The sequence below is a fragment of the Campylobacter sp. IFREMER_LSEM_CL2151 genome (assembly GCF_025771725.1).
Taxonomy (GTDB): domain Bacteria; phylum Campylobacterota; class Campylobacteria; order Campylobacterales; family Campylobacteraceae; genus Campylobacter_D; species Campylobacter_D lari_C.
In genome coordinates this window covers 78,150-89,934 of sequence record NZ_JAKMQT010000004.1, presented here as the reverse complement: position 1 = coordinate 89,934, position 11,785 = coordinate 78,150, and the positions used below count along the sequence as shown (strand labels likewise).

At 30.8% G+C, this 11,785-nt stretch carries 17 protein-coding genes and 1 tRNA gene; 7 read left to right on the top strand and 11 right to left on the bottom strand.

Translation table 11 applies throughout. From position 1 onward, the window contains the following. Positions 1-17 precede the first annotated feature (17 nt). From L8V82_RS04355 to L8V82_RS04340, 4 genes are all read right to left on the bottom strand, one after another. Entirely contained in the window at positions 18-1,016 is a 999-nt protein-coding gene (locus tag L8V82_RS04355; RefSeq protein ID WP_263708658.1) for a hypothetical protein, read from the bottom strand. 1 nt (position 1,017) lies between these two features. Then, the gene (locus L8V82_RS04350; RefSeq protein WP_263724172.1) at positions 1,018-1,323 is read right to left on the bottom strand and encodes a YkgJ family cysteine cluster protein; all 306 of its coding nucleotides are present in this window, start codon (positions 1,321-1,323) and stop codon (positions 1,018-1,020) included. A gap of 68 nt (positions 1,324-1,391) precedes the next feature. Continuing rightward, complete coding sequence (locus L8V82_RS04345) at positions 1,392-1,613, bottom strand: hypothetical protein (protein WP_039617091.1); 222 nt, start codon at positions 1,611-1,613, stop codon at positions 1,392-1,394. 60 nt (positions 1,614-1,673) lie between these two features. After that, positions 1,674-1,943 carry a hypothetical protein gene (locus L8V82_RS04340; protein WP_263724130.1) on the bottom strand — a complete coding sequence of 90 codons (270 nt, stop codon included), beginning with the start codon at positions 1,941-1,943 and terminating at the stop codon, positions 1,674-1,676. 145 nt (positions 1,944-2,088) lie between these two features. On the opposite strand from L8V82_RS04340, the gene rpmI reads away from it, so the two are divergent. The 3 genes from rpmI to L8V82_RS04325 all read left to right on the top strand — a co-directional run bounded on the left by rpmI (position 2,089) and on the right by L8V82_RS04325 (position 3,618). Next, on the top strand, positions 2,089-2,280 hold the full coding sequence (gene rpmI / locus L8V82_RS04335) for a 50S ribosomal protein L35 (RefSeq protein WP_039617094.1): 192 nt from the start codon (positions 2,089-2,091) through the stop codon (positions 2,278-2,280). Between the two features lie 98 nt (positions 2,281-2,378). Then, positions 2,379-2,732, top strand: a complete 354-nt coding sequence (gene rplT / locus L8V82_RS04330; RefSeq protein WP_039617097.1) for a 50S ribosomal protein L20 — start codon at positions 2,379-2,381, stop codon at positions 2,730-2,732. Continuing rightward, complete coding sequence (locus L8V82_RS04325) at positions 2,710-3,618, top strand: DNA ligase (protein WP_263724129.1); 909 nt, start codon at positions 2,710-2,712, stop codon at positions 3,616-3,618. Before rplT ends, L8V82_RS04325 begins: the two co-directional genes overlap by 23 nt. 9 nt (positions 3,619-3,627) lie before the next feature. Here the strand turns inward: L8V82_RS04325 and L8V82_RS04320 are convergent, their stop codons facing one another. The 3 genes from L8V82_RS04320 to L8V82_RS04310 are packed head-to-tail and all read right to left on the bottom strand — an operon-like array spanning position 3,628 to position 6,012. Continuing rightward, the gene (locus L8V82_RS04320; protein ID WP_257943341.1) at positions 3,628-4,437 is read right to left on the bottom strand and encodes a metal ABC transporter permease; all 810 of its coding nucleotides are present in this window, start codon (positions 4,435-4,437) and stop codon (positions 3,628-3,630) included. Further along, on the bottom strand, positions 4,430-5,179 hold the full coding sequence (locus L8V82_RS04315) for a metal ABC transporter ATP-binding protein (protein ID WP_039625060.1): 750 nt from the start codon (positions 5,177-5,179) through the stop codon (positions 4,430-4,432). Before L8V82_RS04315 ends, L8V82_RS04320 begins: the two co-directional genes overlap by 8 nt. Further along, positions 5,176-6,012 (bottom strand): metal ABC transporter solute-binding protein, Zn/Mn family, encoded by an 837-nt coding sequence (locus L8V82_RS04310; protein WP_263724128.1) that lies wholly within the window; start codon positions 6,010-6,012, stop codon positions 5,176-5,178. Before L8V82_RS04310 ends, L8V82_RS04315 begins: the two co-directional genes overlap by 4 nt. A gap of 60 nt (positions 6,013-6,072) precedes the next feature. Here L8V82_RS04310 and L8V82_RS04305 point away from each other — a divergent pair, with 60 nt between their 5' ends. Then, complete coding sequence (locus L8V82_RS04305; protein WP_263724127.1) at positions 6,073-6,771, top strand: class I SAM-dependent methyltransferase; 699 nt, start codon at positions 6,073-6,075, stop codon at positions 6,769-6,771. Positions 6,772-6,780: 9 nt separating this feature from the next. Here the strand turns inward: L8V82_RS04305 and pyrC are convergent, their stop codons facing one another. Genes pyrC through L8V82_RS04285 form a run of 4 tightly spaced genes read right to left on the bottom strand, consistent with a single transcriptional unit; the run spans position 6,781 to position 9,900 of the window. Continuing rightward, a complete protein-coding gene (pyrC, locus tag L8V82_RS04300; protein ID WP_263724126.1) occupies positions 6,781-7,773 on the bottom strand; it encodes a dihydroorotase in 993 nt (330 codons plus the stop codon). An 8-nt stretch (positions 7,774-7,781) separates the two neighbouring features. Then, positions 7,782-8,012: a helix-turn-helix domain-containing protein gene (locus L8V82_RS04295; protein WP_263724125.1), complete on the bottom strand. Its 231-nt coding sequence runs from the start codon at positions 8,010-8,012 to the stop codon at positions 7,782-7,784. Next, positions 7,997-8,368, bottom strand: coding sequence for a diacylglycerol kinase (locus L8V82_RS04290; RefSeq protein ID WP_087699066.1), 372 nt, complete (start codon positions 8,366-8,368; stop codon positions 7,997-7,999). Before L8V82_RS04290 ends, L8V82_RS04295 begins: the two co-directional genes overlap by 16 nt. Further along, the gene (locus L8V82_RS04285; RefSeq protein WP_263724124.1) at positions 8,368-9,900 is read right to left on the bottom strand and encodes a phosphoethanolamine transferase; all 1,533 of its coding nucleotides are present in this window, start codon (positions 9,898-9,900) and stop codon (positions 8,368-8,370) included. Before L8V82_RS04285 ends, L8V82_RS04290 begins: the two co-directional genes overlap by 1 nt. 98 nt (positions 9,901-9,998) lie before the next feature. Between L8V82_RS04285 and L8V82_RS04280 the strand changes: the two genes are divergently transcribed. From L8V82_RS04280 to L8V82_RS04270, 3 genes are all read left to right on the top strand, one after another. Continuing rightward, complete coding sequence (locus L8V82_RS04280) at positions 9,999-10,757, top strand: exodeoxyribonuclease III (RefSeq protein WP_087684892.1); 759 nt, start codon at positions 9,999-10,001, stop codon at positions 10,755-10,757. Between the two features lie 68 nt (positions 10,758-10,825). After that, positions 10,826-10,900, top strand: a tRNA-Glu gene (locus tag L8V82_RS04275). A 212-nt stretch (positions 10,901-11,112) separates the two neighbouring features. Continuing rightward, a complete protein-coding gene (locus L8V82_RS04270) occupies positions 11,113-11,727 on the top strand; it encodes a BspA family leucine-rich repeat surface protein (protein ID WP_263724123.1) in 615 nt (204 codons plus the stop codon). Positions 11,728-11,785 lie beyond the last annotated feature (58 nt).

The window sequence follows — 11,785 nt, the reverse complement described above, 5'->3', positions numbered from 1 at the left end:
AAGCGGAAATTCCGCTTTTAAATAGTTTGTATTTCTTTATTTAAATTTTGTGCTATTTGGACAGCTTTTTTAAATTCTTTATTTACTATGCCATCTTCAGTCAGTACATTTACTTTGCAGATACCACTAATTGCTTTTACTAAATTGACAATAAATTGAGTATATGCTTTTTCACCATTAGTAAATTTAGAATAATCATTTTCTCTTATAATCATTAATTTAAAAGTTTGTAATTCTTTAATTAAAATTCCATCTAAATTTTGTATAGCTATAAGAGATTCATTTACAATAGAACCGATTGCTGTTGTAGCAATTCTTGCAGTATCCATTTCACTTGCTGCTGCTTTTGCTTTATGTAGGTTACTTTTTGCTTCGTCCAAAGCTTGCTCTCCAACTTTAGAATATAAAAATCCTCCAACTGCTAAAACAGGTGCAGCTACTATACCACCTAAAACAGCCATTCCACCAGCCATTCCAAATCCACCTGCAGCTAGGCTACCTCCTCCAAGCCATGCTAAAGTAGCATTAGTAGCTGCTGCGCCACTTAGTGTAGAAATCAAAGTTCCAGTAGAAGCGCTTGCAAGTAATCCAACACTACCATAAGCTCCAAGACCAGCTAAAGCCCCAGCACCAAGAGATGCTATCCCACCTGCTGCTAATTTTGTAAAGTCAATTACACTTTCTTTGGTAAATTCTATAAATTCATTAATATTAAATTTTAAATCATCTTTAGAAAAATCACTACTTTCTACATTTTTAAGTTTAGAAAAAATATCAATAAACTCTTTGAAAGAATTTTGATGAATATGTAGCTTTGCATGCCCTAAATTTTCCAAAGCTTGTTCAGCATTTTTTCTAGCTACATCTAAATTTTCTTTTGCATAATTAAAAATAGCTTTAGCATTATTATCTAACTCTTCTGCTGCACACTTATCTTGATAACCATCGTATGCTTTTTTAGCACCAAATATACCCGTTGCTAAAGCTATTCCGCCTAAAATAAATGGAACTGCCATTTTAAATCTCCTTTGTTATTAAATTTATTTTGTATTTTTTATCTAGCTTCAATTTATCTTGCAATAAATTACATATTTTTATATTTTCGTTATAAAAATCCTTTTTGCTCATAGTGGCTTTAAAATATTTATTGTAAAAATCTTCCACTCTGCATACTAAGGGTCTTTCGTTGTAAATTTTACAAGAGTTATCTTCTTGTAAATTAATGCAAACACCATTTGTATTAAAGTGTTTCAACTCTTCAATGCCATTAATATTTTTACAGCATGCTCCACATGAAGTGCAAGGAAAATTATGTTTTAATATTATTTAACCCTCCTTATTATTTTTTATGTCAATTATATCAATACCCCTCCCCGTATTGTCAAGGTTTTTTAGTATTGTTTACTTTTGATTATCCTTGTAAGTATCATTACACCAGCTAAAATTAGCACGTAAGAAACCACTACATTTATAAGTCCGTATTTTTCTATAAAAAATAAACTTGGTAAAATAACACACCACACTACAAATATAAATAAAGCCCAAAAGGCTCCGCAGACAATAGCCCATATAGCAGTAGCTATCATGACTATAATGCCAATTACAACCGCCATTTACAACTCCTTTTAATGTGATTATTTGTTGCTATGATAGATAGTCTTTAGTGTATATTACTAAAATTGCTTTCCAAACACAGCTTCCATTTTCATAGCTATTTCTTCATCTTCTTTTGATTTGTTATTGTTTAGAGTATCTTGCTTTTCGTTGAATACTGAGTTAGGTTTGTAAAAATCACTTGCAGTGTATGTTTTTTTATTATCTTGCATGCTAAAACTTTTATTGTTGTTTTTGAAAACATCATTCTCTTTAGCTTTATCGTACCATTTTTTTATGCCATATCCAGTTGCAGCTAAAGCTACTCCACCTAATATTAAAGGTAGCATTTTTTCTCCTTATTTGTGAAATATTGAATAAATTATATTTAACCCTTGTGACAGGTTGTGTCATATAAAAATTTAATTTTTCTAAAGCATAGTTGTAGTAAAATGATAGCTTTCTTTTATGAAAAAATTGATCCAAAGGATACACATGCCAAAAATGAAAAGCGTTAAAAGTGCTGTTAAACGCTTCAAAGTAGGTAAAAATAAAATCAAAAGAGGCGCTGCTTATAGAAGCCACATTTTGACTAAAAAACCTGCTAAAAGAATGCGTGATCTTCGCACTTCTAAGTATGTTCACTCAACCAATGTTAAAGCGGTTGAAAAAATGTTAGGAATTTAAGCTCGCTTAAATTTAGTTTTTGACGAAAGTCATTCAAACTCCCCTTATTTTAAAGGGCAAGATTCGTTTAACGAACGCCAATTTGTGAAAGGATAAATATGGCAAGAGTAAAAACAGGTGTTGTAAGACGCCGCAGACATAAAAAAGTTTTAAAACTTGCGCGTGGTTTTTATAGTGGTCGCCGCAAACACTTTAGAAAAGCTAAAGAACAATTAGAAAGAAGTTTGGTTTATGCGTATCGTGATAGACGCCGCAAAAAACGTGATTTCCGTCGTCTTTGGATAGTACGTATCAATGCAGCTTGCAGACTAAATGATATTAGTTATTCAAGATTTATAAATGGTCTTAAAAAAGCAGGCATTGAGCTTGATAGAAAAATCTTAGCTGATTTAGCGATGAATGACGCAGCTGCTTTTGCTAAAATAGCAGATGCTGCTAAAAAAGCACTTTAATCTTACTGCAAGGCTTTTTATAAGCCTTGTTTTTCTCTTTACTCTCTTTTTAAATCCTCTTTTTGCAAAAGATATTTTGCTTTTTAAAGTTTATGATGAAAAATCATTTAAAGATATAAATTTAAGCCATTATCTCATGAGCGAAAAACTCGATGGCGTAAGAGGTCTTTGGAGTGGTAAGTCTATGCAAACAAGAGCAGGAAATACTATAAAACTTCCTTCATTTTTCACAAAAAACTTTCCTAAATTTGAATTAGATGGAGAACTTTGGATAAAAAGAGCTTCTTTTGAAGAAATTTCATCTTTAATACGCCAAGAAAATCCCGATGAAAAACTTTGGCAAAAAGTAAGTTATAATGTCTTTGATGTGCCAAATGCCTGTGAGGAATTTAAACTTGATCCTTGTACTTTAGAAGCAAGATTAGAAGTTTTAAAAAAGTGTTTAGCTAAAAATCCAAATGATTTTATAAAAATCATCCCACAAATTCGCATTAAAGATAAAAATCATTTAAAGCAGTTTTACCAAGATATCATTTCGCATAAAGGCGAGGGTGTGATCATAAGATTAAACAACGCACCTTATGAAAAGAAAAGATCAAACAATGCTTACAAACTAAAACCTTTTGATGATACAGAATGTGTTGTGAAAAAGCATTTAGAAGGTAAAGGAAAATTTGAAGGTAAAATGGGATCTTTACTTTGTGAAGCAGTGATTGAGGGTAAAAAAGTAAGTTTTAAGATAGGTTCAGGTTTTAAAGAAAGCGATCGCTTAAACCCTCCGCCAGTTGGTGCTATCATCACTTTTAAACACAATGGCTTAACCAAAAATGGCAAGCCAAAATTTGCTAGTTTTTTAAGAGCGCATGAAAATAGCATTTTAAAGTAAAAGTAAATTTCAACTTTTCTTTAAAAAAGCACTAAAACAAAGATAAAACACAAAAGCTATACAAGCGCTAGCTATGATACAAGCTCCGCTTGCAAGATTATAATAAAAACTCACAAAAAGCCCTATCACACAAAAACTTATGCTCAAAAGCGTAGAGATAATCATCATTTGACCAAGCTTTTTAGAAAAACTCTCGGCGATAAATGCAGGTATGCTAAGTAAAGCTATCACAAGTATAAGCCCTACTACTTTGATACTTATAACGATACAAAAAGCCATCATTGCGATTAAAAGATAATGAAAAAGATTAGTTTTAACCCCTCTTAAGCTTGCAAATTCTTTATCAAAGCTTAGAATTTCAAATTGACGATAAAAAAGCAATACTAAAATGATAAAAATCACATCAATCGCTGCAAATAAAACTATATCTTGCGTAGGTACAGACAAAATACTACCAAACAAATACCCCATTAAATCACCATTATACCCAGGGGTTAAGTCTATGAGTATGATACCAACAGCCATTCCAAAAGCCCATATAACACCGACTATATTGTCACTTCTAAAAGGATATTTTTGCACTAAAAATGCCACAAGCAAGGCTAAAAAAAGAGTAAATAAGCTCGTGCTAACAAGTACTGGCAAACCAAAATAAAATGCTATACCTATACCCCCAAAAGCCCCATGCGTAATGCCTCCTGCCATAGAGCTTAAGCGGTTGATCATGATCAAAGTTCCCATAATCCCACAAGCAATGCTAGTTAAAAATGCAGCTAAAAAAGCATTTTGTATAAAAGAGCTAGATAAAAGTTCAAGCATGGTTTTTTCCTTCACAGCAGCACTGCTCCAAGCTAAGCTCCACATCACAAAAATGAGTGTGATTTTGGCTTAAATGCGCTAGTAAATGTGCCTTTTTTTCAGGGGTGTTTTCATGTAAGAATAATTCTTTGTTTAAATATGCGATTTTATTTGCATAAGCTAAGCTTACATTTAAATCATGGCATATTACTATCACACCAACCCCACTTTCGTGTAATTTTTTCAAAAGCTCAAAAATCTGCACCGAGCCTTTGGTGTCTATGCTTGCAGTAGGCTCATCAAGGATTAAAAGTTTGCATTCACTTGCTAGGGCTCTTGCTATATAAACTCTTTGTCTTTGACCTCCGCTTAGTTCATTGATTTTTTTATCCCAAAAATTTCTCATACCTACTTTTTCTAAGGCTAGCAAGGCTTGCTCTTGATCTTTTTTGGTGTAAAAACCAAAGAATTTTTTATCCACCCTTCCCATCATCACCACTTCTAGCACGCGTACTGGAAAGTTTGGATTAGCTAAAGTATTTTGTGGGACATAGCCTATATCTTTTAAGCTCAATCCCTCAAAGTTTATGTTTTTATGGCTATTTAGCAAGCCTAGTATGAGTTTTAAAAGTGTAGATTTACCCCCACCATTTGGCCCTACTATGGCTAAAAAGTCTTTGCTTTCATAGTTTAGGTTAATATTTTTTAAAACCTCATCTTGATTATATGAAAAGTTTAAATTTTTAATATTGATTTTTATCATTGTAAAGCGCTTACTATATTTTTTACATCATTTAAAAGTTCATTTTTATAATCATTTGGCAAATGATCAAGTTCTATGATTTTAAGATTATAATTACTCGCCATAGCTTTAATAGTATTGTTATTAGCTCCTTTAGGTACAAAAATAGCTTTTATTTGCTCTTTTTGTATGAGTTTTGCAAGCTTGGATAAGTCTTTTGGTTTAGGTTCTTTTCCTTCTATTTCAACAGGAATTTGACTTAGATGATATCTTTTTGCAAAATACCCCCAAGATGGATGATAAACTAGAAAATGCTTGTTTTTTACATTTTTAAATAAAGCTTGTATTTGTAAATTTAATGCATCCATTTCTTTTAAGAAATTTTCTAAATTTTGCTCATAAAATGCTTTATTTTGTGGGTATTGTTCTATAAGTGCTAGGGTGATATTTTTAGCATGAGTTTTTGCTAAAAGTGGATCAAGCCATGTGTGAGGGTCATCTCCATGATGATGGTGTCCTTCGTGAGCATGCTCTTGTAAAGGTATAAAATCAATGCCATTTTGAGTAGAGATGATTTTGGTATTTTTGAGATTATCTTTAAGTTTTAAAATCCAAATTTTTTCAAATTCTAAATTTGCTGTGAAGTAAATATCGCTTTTTTCAAGTTTTAAAATACCACTTGGTTTAAATTCGAAAGTATGTTCATTTGCATTAGGTGGTATGACTATATTAACATCTAGAGTGTCTTTAGCAATTTGCTTTACAAAGTAAGCTTGCGGGGCTATACTAACACTTACCAAATCTTTGGCATATATACTTAAAAATGAAATCAAACACAAAAACAATACACGCATAATTTTCCTTTCTAAAAACAAAAAAATATTATACTATATTAGAAAAAATAAGGAGTGAAGATGAATTTATGGAATAAAAAAGCAAAAAGCTATGCAAGGTATAATCCTAATTTAAACGAAATTCAAAAAGCTACTTTCGCAAAACTTAGATCTTTACAAGATAAAAGCGTGGTAGATATAGGCTGTGGGAGTGGTGTTTGGACTTTACATTTAGCGCAAAAAGCAAAAAGTGTTTTGGGTATAGATAGCTCTAGTGCTATGCTTGAAATTTTACAAGAAGATGCAAAAACTCATGCCATATCAAATGTAAAAATTTTAAATTTAGACTTTGAAAACTTTTATAAAAACAATAACACAAAATTTGACTTAGCCTTTTTAAGTATGTCGCCTGCTTTGCAAAATGAAAAAGACTATAAAGCTTTTTTAAACTTAGCTTCTAAAAAGGTGTATTTAGGCTGGGCAAGTAGGCGTAAAAGTAGCTTTTTAGATCCTATATTTGAGCGTTTTAACACGCATTTTAAAGGTTTTTATGAAGAGGATTTGCAAGGTTTTTTAAATGCGCAAAATATCCCTTATGAAAGTGAAGTTTTTAATGAAACTAGAGTGGTAAAAAGAGATAAAGAAAGTGCGATAGAAAATGCTTTGTGGCATTTGAGTATGAATGGTGTTAATGTAAATAAACAAGAACTAAAAAGCTTTGTAAAAGATGAGGTAGAAGAGATTATAGAAGCTAAGATAAAACTTCTGATTATTAATTAAATTTCAAGGCTAAATAACCTTGAAATTTAAAGTTTTTCCTGCCATAAATGGCACTACATCGCCGTATTTTTGCGCTACTTGCCATTCTTGTTTTTCTAAAGTGATGATTTTATCTTTTTCAAATTTAAGATTATGGATTTTACAAGCATTATCTGAAATAAATTTTTGTAAATTTGTTTCATTTGAGTGTTTTTCAAAAAGTTCAGCTAACATAGGTAAAATCACCGGTGCGCTAAATACTCCAGCCGCACACCCACAGCATTCTTTAGTGTGTAATGGATGAGGTGCGCTATCGCTTCCAAACATAGCCTTTTCATAGCCGCTAAAAGCAAGCTCACATAAAGCGTCTTTGTCTTCATAGCGTTTTGCAATAGGCTTGCAAAATAAATGCGGATCCATCTTACCACCCACCACATCATCTAAGGTTATCATCAAGTGGTGTAAAGTGATAGTTGCGTATAAATTTTCATAATCTTTTAATAAATCACACAAAACTTTAGTGGTGATATGCTCCATTACGATTTTTAATTTTGGAAAGTTTTTAGCTAATTTTTCATAGATTTTAGCAAAATTTGCTTCTCTATCCATTACAAAATCATTTGTTTCTCCATGTACAAGTAAGGGTATGTTTAATTCACTCATAGCATTTAATGTAGGTTTTAACTTTTCTATATCAAAGCTTGAAATTCCATTATCTGAGTTGGTAGTGATACCCGCAGGATAAAGCTTGATAGCAAAAAGCTCATCTTTAGCTTTTTCTAAAAATTGCTCATCATAGTCTTTAAAAAATAAAGTCATTAAAGGCGTAAAATTTTCATTTTTACATGCTTTTAAAATACGTTCTTTATAAGCTTTTAATGCGTTTGTTTCAGTAAGCGGAGCGATTAAATTTGGCATGATAACCCCTGCTTTAAAGTCTTTTGCACTAAATGGGGCTACAAGTTCAAGCATACTTTCATCGCGTAAATGTAAATGCATATCCAAAGGGTTTTTAAGTGTCATCTTATCTCCTATTTGAGTTTATATAAGCCGTTTTTAAGTTTTTCAAGTAAAGCTTTTTCTTCTAAAAATTTAAAAGTAGAAATGATGGTAGGTTTGCTGATGTTTAACCTTTTAGAAAGCTCTTCTATATTGACAAAGACAAAGCCATCTTCATTAGCATGAAGGGCTAAAAATTCTAAAATTTCAAAGCGTTTTTTACCAAAGATTTTCGCGCATAGTATTTTTACTTTATCATCCATTCTCTAACCAAATCAAAAAGAATAAAACTCCAAGTAATTATAGCTAAAACCACGCTAAAAAACACCCCAGCACTCGCACAATCTTTTGCTTTTTTAGCTAAGATGTGAAATTCGCTCGTGCAAAGATCCACGCAAGCTTCTATGGCTGAATTTAGCGCTTCTACGATCAAAATTAGCACCAAAACAAATACAAGCACAAAATGTTCTAAAAAACTCACAGGTAAAAATAAGCTTGCAAAAATCAAAGGTAAAATAATGGCAAATTCTATCCTAAAAGCCATTTCATCTTGGAGTAAAAATTTAATTCCACTAAAGGCATAGCTTGCATTTTTAAATAAAGAATACTTTGGCTTCATTAAGGATTTTCCTTTAAATTTTTGCTAAATATATCATAATTTGCTTCATATTCTTTGCTATTTACACCAAAATACCCCAGCAAACTTGAAAAAAGATTATCTTGAGAAAGTTTATAGTCTTTTTTGCTTTGTAAATCTTGGCTTAATTTGCTATCTTTACTCCAAAATATCATCGGTATGTGTTTTTGATCTTTTGGTGCTATTAAATAAGGCATACCATGAAGATAAATTCCATTTTCACCCAAACTTTCCCCATGATCTGATAAATAAAGCAAAGAAGCTTCTTTGGTAGGATTTTGCTTAAGCATATCTATAAGGCTTTTTATAATAAAGTCTGTATAAAGTAAAGTATTATCATAGGTATTGATGATTTGTTCGTGTGAGCAGGTATTTAGCTCGTTTGTATCACATGTTGGCATAAATTTTTTAAATGCATTTGGATAGCGTTTGTAGTAAGTTGGCCCATGTGAGCCTTGTAAATGCACAACGATAATTTTGTTTGAATTTATATTTTCAAGCTCTTGCTTTACAAGTTCAAGTAAGCTCTCATCATAATCTTTTAGAATTAATTTGTGTTTTATACGATCGCAATTTCCTTTACAGCCCCCTGAGTTATTACCAAACCAAACACTTTGCACTCCAACCTTTTGCAAGATATCTAAAACATTTTCTTCATATAATCCATCTTCAAAATTTACCCTTTTGTGTCTTGAAAACATACAAGGCAAACTTCTTGCAGTAGCAGTCCCACAAGAGCTTACATCACTAAAATACACTAAATTTGGCTCATTTTTAGTATAAAAATTCGTATCATTTGTACCATATCCACCTAAAGAATAATTACTCGCTCTAGCGGTTTCACCTATGACTAAAATCATAAGTTTAGTTGTATTGGTATCTTTTAAGCTTGCATCATCTGAAATGATAGTTAGTTCTTTTTTACCTGCTAGCTTTTTCTTTGTAAATTCTATGCTTGAGTATATTGGGTAAAAAGGTAGATTATACATTCTAACGATATTGTGTGATCTTAAAAAAGGCAAAAGTGTTTTTGAACTAAGAGCTACTAAAGCAAAGCAAAATACCAAAGAAGTCAAAAACAATACACTTTTTTTGAAAAAATATCTTTGATAATCAATCTTAGTAAAAATCACAAGCAAACTAGGAAAAATCACAAAGGCTAAAATATACAAAGCAAAGGAAAAATTAAAATAAGAAAAAAATTCTCTATTGTCTGTTTCAACAACATTTTGTATCATATGATCATCAATTAAAACCCCATAATTACTAACAAAATAACTACAAATAGCACAAGTACTAAGTAAAAATATGCTTAAAATTTTGCTAATGTAGGGAAAATATACCAAAGATAAAACACTCAAAACCAAGAAAAAATAAATTCCAAAAAACACACTAAAAAGCATAGTATTTTGATCTATCTTTTCATATACAAATTCAAACAATGGGAAATTAAACGCCATGATGAAAACCGCATTAAGTAAGGTAAATTTTGTCCATGAAAGTTTTAAATGCATTTTTTTCCTTTGGAATAAAATAAAAACTTAGTCTATTTGAATAAAATTAATAAATCACATATAAAATAGCAACAAAAGAAGATTAGTAAAGGTATTTTATGAAATTATTATCATGGAATGTAAATGGCCTAAGGGCAATTTGTGATAAAAATGCACTTGATTGGATTGAAAAAGAAGAAATCGATTTTATAGGTTTTCAAGAAATCAAAGCACACGAGGATAAATTTCCAAAAAGAATTTATGAATATCCTTTTAAACATATGTATTCAAATAGTGCTAAAAGAGCAGGATATTCAGGTGTAATGAGCTTGTGTAATTTTGATTGTGAAGTCAAAAAATGTGAATTTTTTGATGATGATGAGGGCAGGGTTTTAGAACATAGCTTTAAAAATGTAGTTTTGTTTAATATCTACTTTCCAAATGGTCAAAAAGATGAAGAGCGTTTAAACTTTAAAATGAAATTTTATAATGATTTTTTAGTGTATTTAGATAAGCTTTTAAAAGAAGGTAAAGAAATCATAATATGTGGAGATGTAAATACTGCTCACCGTGAGATAGACTTAACCCACCCAAAAGCTAATGAAAAAACCTCAGGCTTTTTGCCGATTGAGCGCGCTTGGATAGATGATTTGTTAAAATTAGGCTTTATAGATACTTTTAGACATATCAATGGCGATATTAAAGAAAAGTATTCGTGGTGGAGCTATAGAATGAAAGCAAGAGAAAGAAATGTAGGCTGGAGGATTGATTATTTTTTCATTTCTAATGGCTTAAAAGATAAGCTCAAAAATGCCTTCATAAGAGATGATATTTTTGGTTCAGATCATGCTCCTGTAGGGATAGAAATCGATATTTAAGGTGTTTTTTAATGCCTTAAATAATTATTAAGTAAAAATTGTTATAATTTCATCTTTAAACTGCAAATGGCCCATTCGTCTAGCGGTTAGGACATCGCCCTTTCACGGCGGTAACACGAGTTCGAGTCTCGTATGGGTCACCACTTCTTATTTTATCCCATTTTTTGATAATCGTTGTCATATTTTACAAAAAGTTACATTATTTTAAATCAATATTTTTTATTTATTTTCTTTTGTTTAAATTAAGTTAATTTTAAATTAATTGTTATTAATATTCTCAAAATTTTCATTAATTATTTTTAAATTTACATTGACTTCACAATTGTTTTTTAAAATGTACAAAAAGGAGGACAAAATGTATAGACCTAAAAACAAAAACGAGTTAATGAATTTGGTGCATAATGAAAGAATTTCTTTAAGAGATATTGATGTATCTTTGATTGATGATTTTTCTTATGTGTTTTATTATTCTAAAAGACTAGATTTTTTGGGTATTGAGCGTTGGGATGTATCAAATGCTAAAGATATGTCTTATATGTTTTATTGTTGTGAAAGTTTTAATGCGGATTTGTCGCGTTGGAATGTTTCTAAGGTTGAAAATATGGCAAGTATGTTTTTTAATTGCAAAAATTTCAATCAAGACTTATCAAAATGGAACACACAAAGTTTAAAAGATATGTCTTATATGTTTTTTAATTGTGTTAGTTTTAATCATTCTTTATTGCACTGGAAGACTTCAAATGCTACTAGAATGGCTCATTGTTTTGAAAACTGCCATGCATATGAGCATAGCGTTGCAAATTGGGATGTGCAAAATGTAATTACCATGGCATATCTTTTCCATAATTGTAAAAATTTTCATCACGAGCTAGATGAATGGAATATCCAAAAAGATTGCAATACTCAAAAAATGTTTGGAAATCGTGGTCTTGATAAAATTTATACCGTAAAAGGTATAGAGCTAGAATAAATAAAATTCACACATTTTTTGTGTGAATTTTTCTTTTATCTTTTTAAGTTTCTCATCA

Coding starts and splice junctions, on each gene's coding strand:
- L8V82_RS04355 (WP_263708658.1), bottom strand. CDS start 1,016: ATGGCAGTTCCATTTATTTTAGGCGGAATAGCTTTAGCAACGGGTATA.
- L8V82_RS04295 (WP_263724125.1), bottom strand. CDS start 8,012: ATGGATGATAAAGTAAAAATACTATGCGCGAAAATCTTTGGTAAAAAA.
- L8V82_RS04315 (WP_039625060.1), bottom strand. CDS start 5,179: ATGATAAAAATCAATATTAAAAATTTAAACTTTTCATATAATCAAGAT.
- L8V82_RS04310 (WP_263724128.1), bottom strand. CDS start 6,012: ATGCGTGTATTGTTTTTGTGTTTGATTTCATTTTTAAGTATATATGCC.
- rplT (WP_039617097.1), top strand. CDS start 2,379: ATGGCAAGAGTAAAAACAGGTGTTGTAAGACGCCGCAGACATAAAAAA.
- rpmI (WP_039617094.1), top strand. CDS start 2,089: ATGCCAAAAATGAAAAGCGTTAAAAGTGCTGTTAAACGCTTCAAAGTA.
- L8V82_RS04345 (WP_039617091.1), bottom strand. CDS start 1,613: ATGGCGGTTGTAATTGGCATTATAGTCATGATAGCTACTGCTATATGG.
- pyrC (WP_263724126.1), bottom strand. CDS start 7,773: ATGACACTTAAAAACCCTTTGGATATGCATTTACATTTACGCGATGAA.
- L8V82_RS04325 (WP_263724129.1), top strand. CDS start 2,710: ATGCTGCTAAAAAAGCACTTTAATCTTACTGCAAGGCTTTTTATAAGC.
- L8V82_RS04280 (WP_087684892.1), top strand. CDS start 9,999: ATGAAATTATTATCATGGAATGTAAATGGCCTAAGGGCAATTTGTGAT.
- L8V82_RS04340 (WP_263724130.1), bottom strand. CDS start 1,943: ATGCTACCTTTAATATTAGGTGGAGTAGCTTTAGCTGCAACTGGATAT.
- L8V82_RS04305 (WP_263724127.1), top strand. CDS start 6,073: ATGAATTTATGGAATAAAAAAGCAAAAAGCTATGCAAGGTATAATCCT.
- L8V82_RS04290 (WP_087699066.1), bottom strand. CDS start 8,368: ATGAAGCCAAAGTATTCTTTATTTAAAAATGCAAGCTATGCCTTTAGT.
- L8V82_RS04285 (WP_263724124.1), bottom strand. CDS start 9,900: ATGCATTTAAAACTTTCATGGACAAAATTTACCTTACTTAATGCGGTT.
- L8V82_RS04270 (WP_263724123.1), top strand. CDS start 11,113: ATGTATAGACCTAAAAACAAAAACGAGTTAATGAATTTGGTGCATAAT.
- L8V82_RS04320 (WP_257943341.1), bottom strand. CDS start 4,437: ATGCTTGAACTTTTATCTAGCTCTTTTATACAAAATGCTTTTTTAGCT.